A 17,109-nucleotide genomic window follows, 5' to 3' on the forward strand; every position below is an offset into this window, starting at 1 on the left:
TTCATCGAAGATGTTGTATTTACTTTTTGCTTATCCATAGCGACATTTTTTTTATGCGTCCAAAGATCGGAGTATGCTGATTCCTTTTTGTAGCAAAATCAAGGTAGCGGGGTGGGCTTGCACAAGGTTTTGGCGGAAAATACAACCCGTAGGTGTGGAGATTTTCCAGACAAACCAAGCGGCACAGACCTTTTGAAAGCCACAAGCCCCGTACTACCTTTGCGGATAAAAAGGGAACAGCATCCGTCTCCTTGTCATCGCATATCGTGGAGCATTGGAAAAGAAGCGAAAGTGCAACAGCCGTAGTGGAAAATAGAAAAGGTGGCTATCTCAAAATGCGAGATAACCACCTGATGAAATAAAATGAAAGTTTTTACAGAACTATGCTTCTCAAAGCACGCATAGCAGGATGGCACAGAGAATTGCCAACCAGAAGAGAATGCTCAGCAGCGTAATTGTCACTTTTAGAATTACCCTGACTATAAAGCGTAGTATCAGAAAACCTGCAATGACAGAGACGGCAGTTACGACTTGCGGCGTTACCATCTTCGAGATAAGCCAAATGGCACCGATAATGATGGAAAGCAGGATAGCGAGTTCGATGAAGCGTGTCCAAGAGAAGCGGCGGACTTGCTTGAGAGAAGTCGGCTGCTGCTTGATATTATCGGTTTTGTTTGATGCGTCTGCCTTGATGAAGACAGGTGTGTGGACATCTTGATTCATGATAAATGTATTCATATCGGAGCTTTTAATAGTTTCAAGAGCAATAACAAGATGCGCAGGCTACACAAAGACAAGTGTTAGTACAAACTCTTGGCGTGTGGAGCGGAGCGTTTATCTTGGCTCTTGACACTACAAAAGCTCCCGATGGTGTTACATCAAAGTCATGTTCTCACTATTGACGGTTGGCAGACCATTAACCTCGATGAGCAGAACGACTGTCCCTGTCAGTTCGGTGTAGAGTTTCTCATACTCCGGAGTTGCGCCAAAGTCGTCTGTCAGTTCATACTTGTTGAAAACGCTTTGCACAGCCTTATTCTTCAGAAGCATTGGTGCTAATCTTTCAGGAAGAGGAGAAGGGAGTTCTTTCTCAAATTCATTCTCTAAGACGGATACAAGGGTGTCGTACTTGGAAAAGTGCAGCCCTCGATACAGGACTTCGCTTGCCATTGTCTCTGCCTCGGGATGAGAAAAGCCTTGCGCTACTGCATCACAGTAGGCAGTAAGAGCTTCATCGGCTCTTGCCGTTACAAATGGTTTGTCACTCAGCATTTCGGGGAAATGCTCTCCAAGATAAGTCTCTAACTTCAATCGGAAGTAAGACATTTCTTTCTTTGTTTCCATAATCGTCTATTATTTTAGGGTTATACATTAATATATTATATGCCCATGGCTGTATTGAACTTACTGAGTTTTCCAGCCAGTTCTTCCATATCATGCTCTATCTTTTTGTTGGTGATGCGAGCATAGATTTGGGTGGTTTTTAGGTTGGTGTGCCCCAGCATCTTTGACACACTTTCCATTGGAACGCCTTTGCTCAGTGACATTGTAGCAAATGTATGGCGAGCCATGTGGAAAGTAAGATTTTTGCCAATACCGCAAATGTCAGCTATTTCCTTTAGATAAGCATTCATTTTTTGATTACTTAATACAGGAAACAGTTTACTATCACGATAAGTCTTATTGCTATATTTAGCTATAATCTGCTTTGGAATATCAAGAAGCAGAATATTAGATTCTACATTTGTTTTCTGTCTCTTCGTCATAATCCACTGTTTGTCATCCATATTAACTAAATGTTCCGGTGTGAGATTGGCAACATCTATGTATGACAAGCCTGTGAAACATGAGAATATGAATATATCACGGACAAGGGATAAACGAGGTATCGTAAGTTTTTTATTCACAATTTTGAGAATTTCTTCATCAGTGAGAAATCCTCTGTCGACAAGCTCCAAGTGAAAATGGTAATTAGCAAACGGATCATGGTGCAGCACACCCAATTTCCGACCTAAAATGGTTATTGTCTTAAAAATCTTCATTGTCTTTGTTGCTGTGTTACGACATTGCCCGGCAGCTGTTTGCAGATAAAGGTCAAAATCATAGATGACAGTATAAGTTAATTCACACAACTTTATATCTGTCCGACTATATTTCTGCTTCAAGAACTCTGCAAAGTGGCGCTTGCATAATTCATACTTTCGCAAAGTAGTAGCAGATACAGAAACTCCTACTTGCTTTCGGAAGTCTTCATTATGCTTCTCGAAAAGAGCCATAAATGTATCTATGTCTCCTTTCTTTCCTAAAAACTCTTCTTTGATTCGTTCCAAACACAAATCATCTGAAAACTCCAAACGGCGGAAGATATTAAGCAACCCATTACTGATATTATCGAGTTGCAAATTCGTCCTCAGGACTTCAGTTGTTCGACCTTTGAGACGTTCTTTGTCAATATCCCAAAGAGACTTCAAAACAGAGATTCCCGTTGAGCCGATCGAGAGACGCTCATTGTTGAGATAGATTCTCAACATCACAGGATTCTTCCCTTCTTTGTTCACGTAATTACTTCTAAGATAGAAGGTTGACTTAAAAATTGACTTCATAAATACTTGTTTTTAATTGTAGCCATAGTATGGATTTTGTGTAGCCAAAACCAAAAAACAGTGTAGCCATTTGTATCCACTGCTATGCTGCAAAGTTCAACATAATTTCCAAATGATGAGCAATTCTTACGTACTCTTGATGTACTCTGTAGCCACTCTTGGCTACAATTTTTGAAATTCAAAAAATTCTGTAGCTGAATTGTAGCCGTTGTGGAGTATTTTGGGATATTTTTGTGTATCTACACATACTCCGAAAAGAAGAAGTGATACAAAACAAAAGTATCATAACTCCTTGAAGTTATGATACTTACGATTTTCTTTAGAAATCTCTGATGCTATTTTCAGAGTATTTAAAGCGGTGCGTACGAGACTCGAACCCGTGACCTCCTGCGTGACAGGCAGGCATTCTAACCAGCTGAACTAACGCACCCTGCATACAAAAATGAGGTGAGAGGCGGTGCGTACGGGACTCGAACCCGTGACCTCCTGCGTGACAGGCAGGCATTCTAACCAGCTGAACTAACGCACCTTTTGGGCTTTCCGGCACCTCATTTCTGATTTGCGGTTGCAAAGGTAGCAATTAATCTCTGTACCGCCAAACAATTCACGGCTTTTTTCATAAAAAAGTTTGCATCACGACAGCATCGTGATACACGTCTCCATCGTAGAGCCAATCGCGGAGTTCTACACCTTTTTGGAACCCCAGATGCTCGAAGAGCTTGATGCAAGAGGCGTTGTCCACGCTGATGAGCGCGTAGAGTTGGTGGATGTGGAGCACGCTGTGGGCATAGTCTATGAGCTTGTGCATGGCCGCCCGACCGTAGCCTTGGTCGCGGTAGAGCTTCTGGATGACGATGCCCACCTCGGCGCGCTGGTGCTGGGGATTGAAATTCACCAGGTCGATGATGCCGATGGTCTCGCCCCGACTGCCGGTTATCATGAGCCGTACCTGCCGGTCGGTATAGATGTCGCCCGAGGCATTGGCAATGTATTCGTGCAGGGCATAGCGCGAATAAGGCACGTTGGTGGAGCCCACATTCCAGAGCTCGAAGTCGTTTTCAATGCTGTAAAGGGTGTCCAAATCCTCCGGCTCCATGGCTCTGAGGGCGACGTAGGGCAATTGATCGGCTGTGTTATTGCAGGATTTCGGCATCGGTGATGATGGTGTTGTTGGCAGGATTGAAGATGGCAATGCGGACGTTGTCCTGCTGACGGGCAGCCATGAACTCCAGAATCTCGTGGAACGTAAACAGTGAACTGTCGTAGACCAGATAGGTCAAGTCGTTTCCGGCGGCATCCGCTTCCTTTGGGGGCGTGGTGTCGTGGCTGTCGAACAGGCTGCGCAGGGCGTGCTTGCGCACCAGCTGGCGGCATTGTCCTTCGTGTTCGGGGGCGACATGGAAGTGATAGAGCGGGTCTGCCTGTCTGCGGACGCTGACAAATCCCAGGCTCCGCCGTGCCTTGACCATCAGCGTGGAGCAGAGAGCGATGGAGGCTTTGACATAAATGCCCACCTGAATGGGCAGGGTGAGCAGTAGGTGCAGGTTGCCATAGTGTTTGCGGAAGAAGATGAGCATGGCTTCGTAGAACACGTGCACGTAGCGGAAACTGGACTTCTGCGTGCTCTCTCCCTTGTAGTGCAGGATGCGCAGGGGCAGGTACCAGTTTTGCCATCCGGCTTTGAGCAGCCGGTAGCTCAGGTCGATGTCTTCGCCATACATGAAGAAGTCTTCGTCGAGCAGTCCTATCTCCTGAAGCGCCGTGCGCCGGAGGAAGCAGAAAGCGCCGCTGACAATCTCGATCTGGGCCGGCTCGTCCCAGGAGAGGTGCCCCATGTAGTATTTGGCAAAACGGCGGTGATGCGGGAAGTGCTTGGTGAGTCCCACCATCTTGTAGAAAGAGGTCATGGGGGTGGGAACCCCCCGTCGCGACTCCAAGGCGTCGGAACCCTCAATCTTCTGCATGCGCACCCCCACCCCGCCAGCCTGTGGATGAGTGTCCATGAAGTCGACACAAGCCTGCAACACCTCCTCACCCACGATCGTATCGGGGTTGAGCAGCAGCACGTACTCGCCCTGGCTTTGCCGGATGGCCTTGTTGTTGGCCTTGGCAAAACCCAGATTATGATTGTTGCTCATGAAGACAACGGATGGGAAACGCTCCGACAAATATTCGATGGAACCGTCTCGGGAGTGGTTGTCGATGACGATAACCTCGGCCTCCATCCCTTGCAAGGCCCGCATTACAGACTGCAGACACTGCTCCAGATAGAACTTGACGTTATAGCTTACGATGATGACCGAGAGCTTCAATGGGCGGAAACTTCCTGATTGCATCTGGCATGGGACGGATAAATGAAGCACAGACTCAACAGGCCAATGATGGCCATGTAGCCAAATGCCACGTTCATGAACTGGTAATAAAGCCAGGTATTGGCCACCATCGGGAGTCCAATCATCATGAGTCGGCAGCTGCCCCACCGGGTCAGACTGCGTGCAGGGCTGCCCGTGAGCCTGCGGCGAATGCTGCCGAACCGGAACAGGCGCAGGGCCAAGGGTATCAGGCAGATGGTGACCAGCTCCATACAGAGGGCGGCATAATAGTCCAGGGTCGTGTCGGCAGTCCAGGAACCACTCAACAGAATGTCGTTTTCATAGAGCGCCACGAGGATGAGACAGGTGATAATAAGGGTCAGAAACTCTGCCAACAGAATGTTGCGGGTGTGATTCATGATGGAGGAATTAGGACAATGGGATGCGGTTCAGAATGGAACGGCCCAGTGTCACTTCGTCGGTATATTCAAGTTCGTTGCCCACCGAAATGCCGCGGGCAATGACAGTCAGCTTGACGGGATAGGGCTTGAGCTGGCGGGAGATGTAGAAATTGGTGGTGTCGCCCTCCATGGTAGAGCTGAGAGCCAACACCACCTCCTTGATTTCTCCCTGCGCCACCCGCTTGACGAGGGAGTCGATTTGCAGGTCGCCGGGACCAATACCGTCCATAGGCGAGATGACTCCACCCAGCACATGGTAAAGTCCGTCGTACTGTTGTGTGTTCTCCACGGCCATGACATCCTGCACGTTCTCCACCACACACACGGTGGTGGCGTCGCGTCGGGCATCCGAGCAGATGGGGCACACATCAGTATCACTGATGTTATGGCACACCCGACAATACTTAATGTCTTTCCGCACCCGCTGCACGGCATCGGCAAAGGCCTCGGCACGCTCCACGGGCTGGCGCAACAGATGGAGCACAAGGCGCAAGGAGGTCTTGCGTCCTATGCCCGGAAAGCGGCTGAACTCTTCGACAGCCTTTTCGAGTAAAGCGGAGGGATATTGTTCCATCGCCGGTGCCTGTCTTGCAGTTAGAGGTAGATACCGAAACCGAGTTTCAGTCCGATGGTGGAGTAGTCGGAGTGTTTCTTGAAACTTTGCTGGTAATAGATGGAGGGCTCAATGGTTACCGTGTGGCTGATGAAGAAAGCATAGCCCACTTCTACGCCCGGCATGAGGTCGTTGTAGTTGTGGCTGGCATGGACAAACTTGCAGTTGGCCCCCAGAAAGATGCCGTTTTGGGTGATGTAATAGCGTCCGCCCACACCGGCTTGAAAAGCATTGGCAGCTCCCTTGCCGTCGTGCTGGAAGCCGGCTTCGCCCAGAACCATCAGGTTGTCGGCAGCCATATAGCCGGCCTTGGCCTGAATGCCCAGGCTCAATTCCTTGGAACCGTTGTAACTCAAGTCGAATCCCGAAAGGGATGCTCCGGCATACATCTTGCCCTCTTCAAATTGCGCGTGGGCACAGACGGCCATCGTCATGGCCACAAGGGCCGTAAAAAATCTCTTCATGTTCTTTTTATTGGTGTTGTTGGAATCTGTATTATTGCTGCTGCTTGCGGTGCCACACGGCAAACCATGCACAGGCAATGACGAGTGCGACGGCCGAACCCACATAGCCTATCGTGGTGTTGAGTCCCAGTGCCATGGGCGAAATGAGCAGGAAAGTGAAGCAGACCACCGTCATGAAGACGGCAGGGACAAAGGTAATGAAATAAGGCTTGTGCTGCCGAACCAGATAAACGGTGAGGGTCCAAAGGGTGAAGACGGCCAATGTTTGGTTGGACCAGCCGAACCACTGCCAGATGGTGTTGAACCCATTGGGGTTCTCCATCTGCCATACAAGCAGGGCTATGGCCAGCAGAAACATAGGGACGGCAATGTAGAAGCGCTTGGCGATGCTCCGCTGTTCCAGATGAAGGGCTTCGGCAATAATTAAGCGGGCACTGCGGAAAGCTGTGTCGCCACTGGTGATGGGGGCTGCCACTACACCGAAGACGGCCAGAATGCCGCCGAAGAAGCCCAGCCAACCGGTGCAGACTTTCTCGACCACGTTGGGGGCCGTGAAGAACTGTATCAGTGTCTTGCCCTCACCGTTTTGATATTGGCCCAGAAATTCATTGACGGCCTGTGCGTCTACACACTCGCGCCAGCCTCCGTAATAGAAGAAATACATGGAAACCGTAGCCCAAATCAAGGCTACCACGCCCTCGGTAATCATGGCTCCATAGAAAATGGGACGGCCATGCCGCTCGCTGTTGATGCACCGGGCCATCAACGGGCTCTGTGTGGCATGGAAACCACTAATGGCCCCACAGGCAATGGTAAGGAAAAGGCAGGGGAAAAGAGGATTCTCGGCCATGTAGGCAGTGGTGCCCAGAAGAGCGGCCGGGACATTGCGATTGCTCTCGCCAAGATTGCTCCAGAGCTCGGGAAGGTCGGGCACTTTAATGAACAGGCATACCATAAGGGCCACGGCCATGAAGAGCAAGGCAAAGGCAAAAATGGGATAGAACTTGCCAATAATCTTATCAATGGGCAGCATGGTGGCCAGAATGTAATAGACAAAAATAGCACTCACCCAGCCCATGGTGGTTCCACCCAGGTCCTTGAGCAGGAGGGCCGGACTGTAAACGAAGACTACTCCCACCATCATCAGCAGAAAAACGGAGAAAACCAGCATGCCGCGCTTAGCCGTTTTGCCAAGGTAATCACCTACGAGCTGCGGCAGTCCGGCTCCGTCGTGGCGCACGCTCAACATGCCTGAAAGATAGTCGTGCACGGCCCCGGCAAAGATGCAGCCCAGCACAATCCACAAGTAGGCTTTGGGACCATACCATGCTCCCATAATGGCGCCAAAGATGGGACCGGTACCTGCAATGTTGAGGAACTGAATCATGAAGACTTTCCAATTAGGCATTGCCATGTAATCCACACCGTCTGCATGCGCTATGGCAGGCGTGGGCCGGTTGTCGGGGCCGAAGACATGTTCTACAAACTTTCCGTAGAGCAAGTACCCTACAATCAGGGCCAGGAGGGAAATAGTAAAAGAAATCATCTCTTTCGTTCGGTTTATAACTCTTGCAAAAGTAATGGTAATTTTTGAAATAACGAAAAATAATCACTACCTTTGTGCCAAATAATATCGAAATGCAAACACGATTTTTTGCCACTATATCTATTCTTCTCCTGTTTTTTGTTTCCGACGCACGCGCATACGAAAGCTCTCCCAAATACGAGATGCGAGCCGTATGGGTGACCACGATTGGCGGTCTGGACTGGCCGCACAGCTATGCGCAGAGTTCACGAAGCATTGAGAAACAGCAGAAAGAGTTGCGTCGTCTCCTGGACGATTATCAGAAAGTAGGCATCAATACCGTATTGCTGCAAACGCGCATACGGGGAACCGTGATTTATCCGTCGGCCATGGAGCCTTGGGATGGCTGCCTGAGCGGCTTCCCCGGGAAATCGCCGGGTTATGATGCCCTGAAGTTTGCCGTGGACGAGTGTCATCGGCGGGGCATGGAACTCCATGCCTGGGTGGTGACCATTCCTGTGGGCAGATGGGAGAAGCTGGGGTGCCAGTCGCTCCGCAAACGGCACCCGGGCCTCATCAGGCGAATCGGAACGGACGGATACATGAACCCAGAAAACGCCAAGACGGCAACTTATCTGGCAGATGTATGTGAGGAAATAGTGCGCAACTATGACGTGGATGGTGTTCATCTGGACTATATTCGTTACCCGGAGACCTGGAAGCTGCGCGTTTCGGGAGATCAGGGACGACACAACATCACAACTATAGTCCGGGCGATTCACGACAGGGTGAAAGCATTGAAGCCTTGGGTAAAGATGAGCTGTTCGCCTATTGGCAAGTTTGATGATTTGAGTCGATATTGGAGTCATGGCTGGAATGCGTACAGCAAGGTGTGTCAGGACGCACAGGGTTGGTTGCGCGAGGGGCTGATGGATGCTCTCTTTCCGATGATGTATTTCCGGGAAAACCAATTTTTCCCTTTTGCCATTGACTGGGCAGAGCAGAGCGAAGGCAGGATGGTGGCACCGGGGCTGGGCATTTACTTTTTGGATCCCAAGGAGGGAAACTGGAAACTGGATGACGTGAAGCGGCAGATGGAGGTGCTGCGGATGTACGGGATGGGGCATGCCTACTTTCGTGGCCGCTTTTTGACGGACAATGTGCAAGGCATTTACGACTATGCCGGGCACTTTGACTCGTATCTGGCTTTGGTTCCGCCCATGACGTGGCAAAGCCGGGAACTTCCTGCTACACCAACCATGCTGACCGTGGGACAGAATGGACTGAGGTGGCAAGGAACCACACCTTATTATAATATATATAGTAGCCGGACGTGGCCGGTGGATACGGAAGATGCTGCAAACCTGATTGCCATGAGGCAACAAGGTGACAGGCTGACGGTTCCTACGGAGAACAGGTATTTTGCAGTGACAGGAATGAATCGCTATGGCTGTGAGAGCAAGGCTTTGCAAAGTGTCAAAGAAGAAGCTGCCGTGCCTTCCTCTCGCTTGTTGCTGCCCTGCGATGGTCGCCAACTTCGGCTCCCTGCCAAGGGCAGCATGCTTGATGCAGACTTGCTGCTGATAGAGTTGCTGCAAGGTTGCATGGTCTGTACACGACCCTATCAAGGGCGATTCTTGGATGTTTCTCTGGTTCCCGAGGGATGCTATGTGTTGAAATCATTGGGAGCCAAAGGAGTAGCCCATCGGCTGGGCTTCTTCATGATTAGGCGGAAGTAGGGCTGACTGGCCCCATGAGGGCATTTAGTGCATGTTGGCATCTACGAAAGAGAGCGGCAGCAAGTCCTTGATGCTTTGAATACGATAGACACCTGACTCGCCATAGAGCAGAATCTCGACGGGCTGCTGATAGCGGTCTTCTATCTCCAAAATGACTTGACGGCAGGCTCCACAGGGGCTTACAGGCTCTTGGCGCAGCCCACGGTCGTCGCTGGCAGCTATGGCCAGCATTCTGACAGGCAGGTCAGGATAGTTGGCTTGGGCTGCAAAAATGGCTGTACGCTCTGCACACAAGCCCGAGGGGAAAGCTGCATTCTCCTGATTGGCACCAATGACGATTTGTCCATTGGCCAGTAGAAGCGCAGCCCCCACATAGAAATGGCTGTATTTGGCATAGGAATTTTGTGTGGCTTCGGCAGCACGCAGCACCAACGTCTTTTCTTCTTCGGAGAGCTCATCCAGCGTGCAGAACTCCATATGAATATTCAGATTGACTTTCTTCATATTGGTTTAAGTTTTATTCGGTCTATATTCGTAAGCACCTATGTCCGGACGTGTATCACGTTCGTCCCCGTCGTGGTCGATTGGCAACGTTGTGGCTGGATTGGCCTTGTCGATAGCCGATGACACGCTATCAAGATGAAAGTCGTAACGCAGGAGCTTGGTATCTATCCGTTTGAAATGTTTGACACCGCAGGTTGTGGTGTCCTTGATGTCCTCGTAGACCACGCGGGTGAAGTGAAGGCTGTCTTTCGTCACTATGCGTGGGGTGCGGATGATGCAGTCGGAGAAAGCGTAGTTGGCCACTCGGGTAGTATCTTGCAGATGGGCCATCAGTACATCGTCAGCATAACCTGTAATGAGACTGTTCTGTATGGATAAGTTGACCAGCGGGTGTTGCGACGTGAAACGAAAGGCGGCTCCCCGATTAGAGTCAAAAGGATAGAACTGCGCCAAGGTGCATTGGGTCATCATGACACTGCCACCATCAATCCGCATGCAGTCGTTAAGTGTATTGCTGATTTGGGTGTTCTCTATTGTCAACTGACTGTTGATGGCGCGAAGACCGTAGCCTTGACAATTATGGATGGTGGAATTGGCAAGAGAGAGCTTCGGCTTGTCGACAGCCGAGGAATCGATGAGGATACCGTCGTAGGTTCCGTGAATGTCAGTATAGGCAAGAGAGTTGTTGTAGGATGAGGGGTAGAAGTGGATGCCTTTCCATTGTCCTGGAACAAAGTCGTAAGGCAGATAGTCAAACATTCGGTCAAGTCGGTCGCCTTTGAGTGTCACGGGCTGGCTGGCTGTTCCCTCGCTCTTCAGACAACCACGCACGTCCAGCCCAGCATCGCCATGAAAATAGAGCGTGGTCCCGGCAGCAAGAGTGAGCGTAGCTGCACTGTCTATCTGAATTCCGCCATAGATAACGACAGGACGAGTGGAACTGTTCAGAGTCGAGTCCTTGGTGATGTGCACGTTGCGCAAAAGCGTAGCATCCCAAGACCAAGCGTTGAGTTGAACCTTTTGCTCTACCCCACTCTCTAATGTGAAAACGAGATTGTCCAAGCTCTGCTGGGGAGAGACAGCGTGATTGGAGGGCGACGTGAGTTCAACAAAGACGCGGATGCTGTCTTTGTTTCTCACCTCAATATCAGAAATGGAATAATCTGTTGCGGCTCCTAAATACTCGCCGTCGACATTGACGCGATAGCCCGAACGGCTCCCGTTTTCCAATCGGACACGGATGGCACGGAGCCCGTCGCCGGATTTGTTGTAGACCCAAAAGGATTTGGCAGCCGAAGGAACATTGGAAAAAACGGTGTCCATCATGACCGTGTCTGTGGAGAAAGTGAGAATATGTGACGACGAAGTGGAGAACGTGTCATCGTCTGCACAGGAACTCGCCAAGGAGATGGCGGCAAACACCATAGGAATCGCCAATATTGATTTCATGGTAAACTAACGAAAACTACCGGCTTTTATTTTGCATATACCAAGGATGGATGGCAAAATTGTAGAGAAGGAATGCGATACCCAAGACCGCAAGTGCCGCTAACAGAACCCAATCGGAGTTGCCCAAGAGATAGCCCAGTGCCAACCCAAGTGCCAGCCCCGTCTCCCATCCCAGGAAGAAGGTGCTCTGCGAGGTGCCCCGTTCACAATGGCAAGCCAGTTTGATGAAGAAAAGCAGAAAGCGTGACCCAATAATACCGATGCCGAAGCCAGAAAACATGGCAGCCAGCGCTTGAGAGGCATTCTCATAGCGCAGGAGCAACAGCAGGATGGCAAACCCTATGAGAAGACTTCCTACTGTAGTTTCGCTCTTGAGTTCAGCATTGGCAAAGACGTATTTCTCGGCCAGAATGGCAACGAGGAATCCTGCAATCATCACCATAAAGAAATAGTTGGAGAGTTGTGTGGAGATAATGAGCCCCATGGTGAGCGTGATAAGAATCAAGTTTAAATAGAGTGGCGTACCGTGAACCAGAAAGAAACGGTCGAGGCCGAACCAATGTCTAAAATCCTCAGGTGCCTTAAAAGGGAACTTGATGCTCATGACCAGTAGTACCGAGAGCAAAGAGCAGACGGAGGATGCGAGAATCATTTCCTTGAAGCCAAGGTGAGCATAAATCCAAAAGCCAAGAAAAGGACCGACGGAAAGGGCCAGCCGCCCGAACCAGGAAGAGGCATGATTGGCCTCTGTTCGCAGGAAAGACTCGCAGGTGTCAATGACCAATGTGCTTGTCATGGTCATTTGGGCAAGCCCGTAGCAGCAGCCCACCCCCATGCCTGCCAAAAGAGTGAGCAGATGATAATGGCTGCCCATGAGGTAATAATACCCCAGAATGGCCGTCTGGGCCAGGATGGCCACGATACAAACATGGCTGCGCCAGTGGCGTTGGATAAGTCCAGATAGGAAGCCGCCAGGCAAATAGATTCCGACGGCATAGGCTATAAAGCACAATGTCACGAAGATTTTGGGATAGCCATGATGCAGCAGATGGACAGGCAGAACGAGCAGAAGCATGTACATTGACATTGTGAGCAAAAGGTTTGCCAAAGCAATGTGCAGGAAGTTCTTATGCCACAGGCGGAAGTGTATGGGTGTATTTTGAGTATCCATTACTTCGTGTTGTCGTGCCAGACGTTGATTTGGGACAGGGAAAGGTGAGTGAAATCGGCAACGACAGCATCTGCCAACGGGACAATGAGTTCGTGGGGATTGGTGGTGGACAGCCCGACGGTCAACATCCGGGCGGCACGAACGGCACGCAACCCATTCAAACTGTCTTCAAAGCCGGCGCACTCCTTGGGATCTACTTCAAAAACAGATGCAGCCTTAAGGTAGCAACATGGATCTGGCTTGCTACGCTCAAAGTCTTCGCTGGTAAGGATAGCTTCAAAGTAGTGTTTGAATTCAGGATGCTTGCGATAGACATTTTCCATCTTCTCACGGTTGCTGCTCGTCACCACGGCACGCTTGACACCGGCCTCGCCCAAGGACTGAATAAAGGATTCAAACCCGGGAATATAGTTGTAGCTCATCTTTTGCTCAAAGTCATTAAGACGCTGCGTGATAAGTTTTTGCTCTTCTTTCTGGTCGGGGAAGTATTGCTCGTAAAGCTGAACCAGAGTCATGCCCTTGATTTTTTGCTCCAATCCATCCTGGTTGGGAAAATAAAGACGGAACTGGGAGCCCCAGAACTGGGTGTATTGTGTTTCGGTATCGAATACCACTCCGTCAAGGTCGAATAAAGCTGCTTTAATCATTATTTCAAGAATTTGGTGACAAAGTTACGAAATTAAGTCGTAACTTTGCAGAGTATCCCAAAGAATTCCTTATAGGAAAGAAAGGGATTGGTCTCCATGATACACAACATGAATAAAGATATTGTCAAAGACATACTCCGGTATTTCCCCAATCTGACGGAAGTACAGATAGAGCAGTTTGCAGCTTTGGACGCACTCTATCGCGACTGGAACAGCAAGATTAACGTCATTTCACGGAAAGATATTGATAATTTGTATATCCACCACGTGCTTCATTCGCTTTCAATAGCTAAAGTAATCCGTTTCAAGGCGGGTTCCCAGATTCTGGATTTTGGCACGGGGGGCGGGTTCCCTGGAATCCCCTTAGCCATCCTGTTTCCAGAATGCAAGTTTCGGTTGATTGACGGAACGGGGAAGAAAGTCCGGGTGGCGGTAGAAGTAGCGGGGGCAATCGACCTGCACAACGTGGAGCCGGTACATCGACGAGGCGAAGAGGAGAAGGGCAGATTTGATTTTGTAGTGTCCCGTGCCGTGATGCCATTGATGGAGTTATCCAAGATAGTGAGGAAGAATATGGCCCGAGAACAGCGCAATGCACTACCCAATGGACTCTTGGTGCTCAAAGGAGGAGACCTGCAAGAAGAGTTGAAACCCTTTACCAAGGTAGCAGAAGTGACCCCTATCTCTGATTATTTTGATGATGAATGGTTCAAAGGGAAAAGCGTGATTTATCTTCCTATTAGGTAGTTTAATCCTAAGTGAACGAATAATTTATTAAAGAAAGATGTTGGAAATCAAGTGCTTTGCATGCAACATGATTCAAGAGAATTGTTACGTGGTTAGTGATGAAACTCATGAAGGAATCATCATTGACTGCGGGGCATTCTATGAAAGTGAGCGAAAGGCTATAAAAAAATACATTTCAGAGAAAGGCATCGTCCTGCGGCATTTGGTCGCTACACATGGGCACATTGACCATAATTTGGGCAATCGGTTTGTTTGGGAAAGCTGGGGGCTGAAGCCCGAGGTGCACCGGTCGGATGAAGAGCTGATGAAAAGTCTGCCAGAGCAGGCCTCGTCATTATGTGGAATCATGATGTCCGATGATGATTTTTCACCTGTAGGCAAATTCCTGGCCGCGGATGATGTGATTTGTTTTGGTTCCCATCGGTTTACACTTCTGGAGACTCCGGGCCATACTCCGGGGAGTGTGTTTGTCTATTGTGCGGAGGAGAATGTCGCTTTTTCTGGTGACACCTTGTTTCATTATAGCATTGGACGTACTGATTTCCCCGGAGGCTCCATGTTCATGCTGATACAAAGTCTGCGCATGATTTGCCAGCTGCCGGATGAGACGCGGATATACCCAGGCCATGGAGAAGAAACAACGATTGGGACAGAGCTGGCCGGGAATCCTTATCTTGACCGTTAGTCTGCACCTGACAATTGCAATCGTATGTCCATATCTAACGGCCTCACCCACGATTCGTATATCCTTGGCATCGATCCTGGTACCAACGTTATGGGATATGGGGTGATCCATGTGCACGGCAACAAGGCAGACATGGTGGCAATGGGGGTTATTGACCTTCGGAGAATCGGAGATCCCTATCTGAAATTGGGGCGTATATTTGAACGGGTTACGGGCATTATTGATGAATATTTGCCAGACGAAGTGGCAATTGAAGCTCCTTTTTTTGGAAAAAACGTTCAGTCCATGCTCAAGCTGGGACGTGCACAGGGGGTCGCCATAGCGGCAGCCATCCATCGTGACATCCCCATTCACGAATATGCCCCTTTAAAAATCAAGATGGCAATCACGGGCCAAGGACAGGCTTCCAAGGAGCAGGTGGCCGGCATGCTACAGCGACTGCTGCACATTCAAGAGGGCGACATGCCCAAGTTCATGGATGCAACCGACGCACTTGGGGCAGCCTATTGCCATTTTCTGCAGTTGTCCACGCCTGATACGGGGGCTCGCCATTATGGAAGTTGGAAAGACTTTGTAGGCAAGAACCCAAGTAGGGTGAAAGGGTGAGCCTATTCTTAAGATTCCAAAATCATGATATGATGATGAACGAATGTTATTCTGATTCTTCGCAAAAGGTGAATTCGGGACAATCCTTGGTTAAGATTACCAAGGGTATCTGTACGATGCCGGCATGGAGAATGGCTTCCCCCGTTGATTTTGAAAGTTGTGAAGGGGAACAAATTGCCATTGTCGGGCCCAATGGAGGCGGAAAATCCATGTTGGTAGACATTATTACCGGGCGTCATCCACTTCTCGGAACCGGACCCATGTATGATTTCTCTCCGAGTCTGCAGCCTTTGGTGTCGGACAATATCAAGTATATCGAGTTTCGCGATGCCTATGGCGGTGACAACGACCGCACTTTCTTTCTCCAGCAACGATGGAATCAAATGGAAATAGACGAATCGACACCAACGGTGAGTTCAAGACTGGAGGAATCCTATTTGCGGGCAGGCGATGACACAACTGCCCGTCGTGCGTTGCAGCGTCGCCTGTATGAGCTGTTTCAAATGAATGCCTTGCTGGATAAATACATAATCCTGTTGTCGAGTGGCGAACTTCGGAAACTAAAACTCATAGAAGCCTTGCTCTCCCTCCCACGGGTACTCATTATAGACAATCCGTTTATTGGACTGGACACCGAAACCCGCGAACAGCTTCGCATGCTGTTGGCCACCATTGTCAAGGAACAGTCTCTGCAGATGATGCTGGTTCTTCCCAAAAGCGACGACATTCCCTTTTTCATCACCCACGTTGTGGAAGTAAAAGGCAAGGTGGTCGGCCCAAAGATGACACTTGAAGAATACTTGAACACACAACCGGAAGTTCCTGAGCATGTGCTTGGCCAAGAAGAGGAGAAGAAGATTCTAAATCTTCCCTATAAGGCCGGGGAATATCACTGTGAAGAAGTGGTAAATATGCACAATGTCTCTATTCGCTATGGCAACCGTACCATTTTGAATGCCCTTTCGTGGACCGTCCGTAATGGAGAGCACTGGGCTTTAAGCGGACCGAACGGTGCAGGAAAATCCACGCTTCTAAGCCTCGTTTGTGCAGACAATCCACAGAGCTATGCCTGTGACATCACCTTGTTTGGTCAAAAAAGGGGGTCGGGAGAAAGCATCTGGGACATCAAACGGCATATAGGCTATGTGTCGCCGGAGATGCACCGGGCCTATCGACGGGATTTGCCCGCCATTCGTATAATAGCCAGTGGGCTCAAAGACAGTATAGGACTTTATGTCAAGCCGGATGAAAAAGAATATGCGGCGTGTCGATTTTGGATGGAGGTCTTTGGGCTAAGTGGCTTGGAAAATCAGACGTTCCTTAAATTGTCGAGTGGCGAGCAGCGGCTGGTACTCCTGGCGCGGGCATTTGTAAAGGACCCGGAGCTTCTGATACTTGACGAACCCCTGCACGGCCTTGACAACAGAAATCGCCGACTGGTCAAGGACATTATAGAGACATTCTGCCATCGGCACAACAAGACTCTGGTCATGGTCTCCCACGACGAAAGTGATTTGCCGGCGTGCATAGATCATCATATCCAACTCGCAAGACATTAATTTCTGCCTTTTCACGTCTATTTC

Annotated in this window: 18 protein-coding genes and 2 tRNA genes; 5 read left to right on the forward strand and 15 right to left on the reverse strand. The window is 49.6% G+C overall.

Annotated features, from left to right (window positions below):
• Positions 1-390 precede the first annotated feature (390 nt).
• The 11 genes from L888_RS0106300 to L888_RS0106350 form a co-directional block, all read right to left on the reverse strand.
• Entirely contained in the window at positions 391-738 is a 348-nt protein-coding gene (locus L888_RS0106300) for a hypothetical protein (protein WP_027952269.1), read from the reverse strand.
• Between the two features lie 135 nt (positions 739-873).
• Positions 874-1,344, reverse strand: a complete 471-nt coding sequence (locus L888_RS0106305) for a DUF1896 domain-containing protein (RefSeq protein WP_027952270.1) — start codon at positions 1,342-1,344, stop codon at positions 874-876.
• Between the two features lie 35 nt (positions 1,345-1,379).
• Positions 1,380-2,603, reverse strand: a complete 1,224-nt coding sequence (locus L888_RS0106310; protein WP_027952271.1) for a site-specific integrase — start codon at positions 2,601-2,603, stop codon at positions 1,380-1,382.
• Between the two features lie 356 nt (positions 2,604-2,959).
• Positions 2,960-3,033: transfer RNA gene (locus tag L888_RS0106315), tRNA-Asp, on the reverse strand.
• A gap of 25 nt (positions 3,034-3,058) precedes the next feature.
• Positions 3,059-3,132 (reverse strand) — tRNA-Asp (locus L888_RS0106320).
• A gap of 87 nt (positions 3,133-3,219) precedes the next feature.
• Positions 3,220-3,756 (reverse strand): GNAT family N-acetyltransferase, encoded by a 537-nt coding sequence (locus L888_RS0106325; protein WP_027952272.1) that lies wholly within the window; start codon positions 3,754-3,756, stop codon positions 3,220-3,222.
• Positions 3,737-4,939 carry a glycosyltransferase family 2 protein gene (locus L888_RS0106330; RefSeq protein ID WP_044248823.1) on the reverse strand — a complete coding sequence of 401 codons (1,203 nt, stop codon included), beginning with the start codon at positions 4,937-4,939 and terminating at the stop codon, positions 3,737-3,739. Before L888_RS0106330 ends, L888_RS0106325 begins: the two co-directional genes overlap by 20 nt.
• Complete coding sequence (locus tag L888_RS0106335) at positions 4,912-5,334, reverse strand: hypothetical protein (protein WP_027952274.1); 423 nt, start codon at positions 5,332-5,334, stop codon at positions 4,912-4,914. Before L888_RS0106335 ends, L888_RS0106330 begins: the two co-directional genes overlap by 28 nt.
• A 10-nt stretch (positions 5,335-5,344) precedes the next feature.
• On the reverse strand, positions 5,345-5,950 hold the full coding sequence (recR, locus tag L888_RS0106340; RefSeq protein ID WP_005843377.1) for a recombination mediator RecR: 606 nt from the start codon (positions 5,948-5,950) through the stop codon (positions 5,345-5,347).
• Between the two features lie 20 nt (positions 5,951-5,970).
• Positions 5,971-6,453 (reverse strand): outer membrane beta-barrel protein, encoded by a 483-nt coding sequence (locus L888_RS0106345; protein ID WP_027952275.1) that lies wholly within the window; start codon positions 6,451-6,453, stop codon positions 5,971-5,973.
• 31 nt (positions 6,454-6,484) lie between these two features.
• Positions 6,485-7,999, reverse strand: a complete 1,515-nt coding sequence (locus L888_RS0106350; protein WP_027952276.1) for a carbon starvation CstA family protein — start codon at positions 7,997-7,999, stop codon at positions 6,485-6,487.
• Between the two features lie 92 nt (positions 8,000-8,091).
• Here L888_RS0106350 and L888_RS0106355 point away from each other — a divergent pair, with 92 nt between their 5' ends.
• Positions 8,092-9,717, forward strand: a complete 1,626-nt coding sequence (locus L888_RS0106355) for a glycoside hydrolase family 10 protein (RefSeq protein WP_027952277.1) — start codon at positions 8,092-8,094, stop codon at positions 9,715-9,717.
• Between the two features lie 24 nt (positions 9,718-9,741).
• Here the strand turns inward: L888_RS0106355 and cdd are convergent, their stop codons facing one another.
• From cdd to L888_RS0106375, 4 genes are read right to left on the reverse strand one after another with little or no spacing between them, the layout of a single operon-like run.
• Positions 9,742-10,221 carry a cytidine deaminase gene (gene cdd / locus L888_RS0106360; RefSeq protein WP_027952278.1) on the reverse strand — a complete coding sequence of 160 codons (480 nt, stop codon included), beginning with the start codon at positions 10,219-10,221 and terminating at the stop codon, positions 9,742-9,744.
• Between the two features lie 6 nt (positions 10,222-10,227).
• Entirely contained in the window at positions 10,228-11,670 is a 1,443-nt protein-coding gene (locus L888_RS0106365; protein WP_027952279.1) for a right-handed parallel beta-helix repeat-containing protein, read from the reverse strand.
• A gap of 16 nt (positions 11,671-11,686) precedes the next feature.
• Positions 11,687-12,841 carry an MFS transporter gene (locus L888_RS0106370; protein WP_027952280.1) on the reverse strand — a complete coding sequence of 385 codons (1,155 nt, stop codon included), beginning with the start codon at positions 12,839-12,841 and terminating at the stop codon, positions 11,687-11,689.
• Entirely contained in the window at positions 12,841-13,488 is a 648-nt protein-coding gene (locus tag L888_RS0106375) for an HAD family hydrolase (RefSeq protein ID WP_027952281.1), read from the reverse strand. Before L888_RS0106375 ends, L888_RS0106370 begins: the two co-directional genes overlap by 1 nt.
• 96 nt (positions 13,489-13,584) lie before the next feature.
• Here L888_RS0106375 and rsmG point away from each other — a divergent pair, with 96 nt between their 5' ends.
• From rsmG to L888_RS0106395, 4 genes are read left to right on the forward strand one after another with little or no spacing between them, the layout of a single operon-like run.
• Positions 13,585-14,235, forward strand: coding sequence for a 16S rRNA (guanine(527)-N(7))-methyltransferase RsmG (gene rsmG, locus L888_RS0106380; RefSeq protein ID WP_044248830.1), 651 nt, complete (start codon positions 13,585-13,587; stop codon positions 14,233-14,235).
• 37 nt (positions 14,236-14,272) lie between these two features.
• Complete coding sequence (locus L888_RS0106385) at positions 14,273-14,920, forward strand: MBL fold metallo-hydrolase (RefSeq protein ID WP_027952283.1); 648 nt, start codon at positions 14,273-14,275, stop codon at positions 14,918-14,920.
• A gap of 24 nt (positions 14,921-14,944) precedes the next feature.
• Positions 14,945-15,526 (forward strand): crossover junction endodeoxyribonuclease RuvC, encoded by a 582-nt coding sequence (ruvC, locus tag L888_RS0106390; RefSeq protein ID WP_027952284.1) that lies wholly within the window; start codon positions 14,945-14,947, stop codon positions 15,524-15,526.
• Positions 15,527-15,555: 29 nt separating this feature from the next.
• A complete protein-coding gene (locus L888_RS0106395; protein WP_044248848.1) occupies positions 15,556-17,085 on the forward strand; it encodes an ATP-binding cassette domain-containing protein in 1,530 nt (509 codons plus the stop codon).
• The last annotated feature ends 24 nt before the right edge of the window (positions 17,086-17,109 follow it).

Origin of the sequence: Hallella seregens ATCC 51272 (genome assembly GCF_000518545.1) — a bacterium.
In the GTDB taxonomy this organism is placed as follows: Bacteria; Bacteroidota; Bacteroidia; order Bacteroidales; family Bacteroidaceae; genus Prevotella; species Prevotella seregens.

Coding starts and splice junctions, on each gene's coding strand:
- L888_RS0106300 (WP_027952269.1), bottom strand. CDS start 738: ATGAATACATTTATCATGAATCAAGATGTCCACACACCTGTCTTCATC.
- L888_RS0106305 (WP_027952270.1), bottom strand. CDS start 1,344: ATGGAAACAAAGAAAGAAATGTCTTACTTCCGATTGAAGTTAGAGACT.
- L888_RS0106310 (WP_027952271.1), bottom strand. CDS start 2,603: ATGAAGTCAATTTTTAAGTCAACCTTCTATCTTAGAAGTAATTACGTG.
- L888_RS0106325 (WP_027952272.1), bottom strand. CDS start 3,756: ATGCCGAAATCCTGCAATAACACAGCCGATCAATTGCCCTACGTCGCC.
- L888_RS0106330 (WP_044248823.1), bottom strand. CDS start 4,939: ATGCAATCAGGAAGTTTCCGCCCATTGAAGCTCTCGGTCATCATCGTA.
- L888_RS0106335 (WP_027952274.1), bottom strand. CDS start 5,334: ATGAATCACACCCGCAACATTCTGTTGGCAGAGTTTCTGACCCTTATT.
- recR (WP_005843377.1), bottom strand. CDS start 5,950: ATGGAACAATATCCCTCCGCTTTACTCGAAAAGGCTGTCGAAGAGTTC.
- L888_RS0106345 (WP_027952275.1), bottom strand. CDS start 6,453: ATGAAGAGATTTTTTACGGCCCTTGTGGCCATGACGATGGCCGTCTGT.
- L888_RS0106350 (WP_027952276.1), bottom strand. CDS start 7,999: ATGATTTCTTTTACTATTTCCCTCCTGGCCCTGATTGTAGGGTACTTG.
- L888_RS0106355 (WP_027952277.1), top strand. CDS start 8,092: ATGCAAACACGATTTTTTGCCACTATATCTATTCTTCTCCTGTTTTTT.
- cdd (WP_027952278.1), bottom strand. CDS start 10,221: ATGAAGAAAGTCAATCTGAATATTCATATGGAGTTCTGCACGCTGGAT.
- L888_RS0106365 (WP_027952279.1), bottom strand. CDS start 11,670: ATGAAATCAATATTGGCGATTCCTATGGTGTTTGCCGCCATCTCCTTG.
- L888_RS0106370 (WP_027952280.1), bottom strand. CDS start 12,841: ATGGATACTCAAAATACACCCATACACTTCCGCCTGTGGCATAAGAAC.
- L888_RS0106375 (WP_027952281.1), bottom strand. CDS start 13,488: ATGATTAAAGCAGCTTTATTCGACCTTGACGGAGTGGTATTCGATACC.
- rsmG (WP_044248830.1), top strand. CDS start 13,585: ATGATACACAACATGAATAAAGATATTGTCAAAGACATACTCCGGTAT.
- L888_RS0106385 (WP_027952283.1), top strand. CDS start 14,273: ATGTTGGAAATCAAGTGCTTTGCATGCAACATGATTCAAGAGAATTGT.
- ruvC (WP_027952284.1), top strand. CDS start 14,945: ATGTCCATATCTAACGGCCTCACCCACGATTCGTATATCCTTGGCATC.
- L888_RS0106395 (WP_044248848.1), top strand. CDS start 15,556: ATGATGATGAACGAATGTTATTCTGATTCTTCGCAAAAGGTGAATTCG.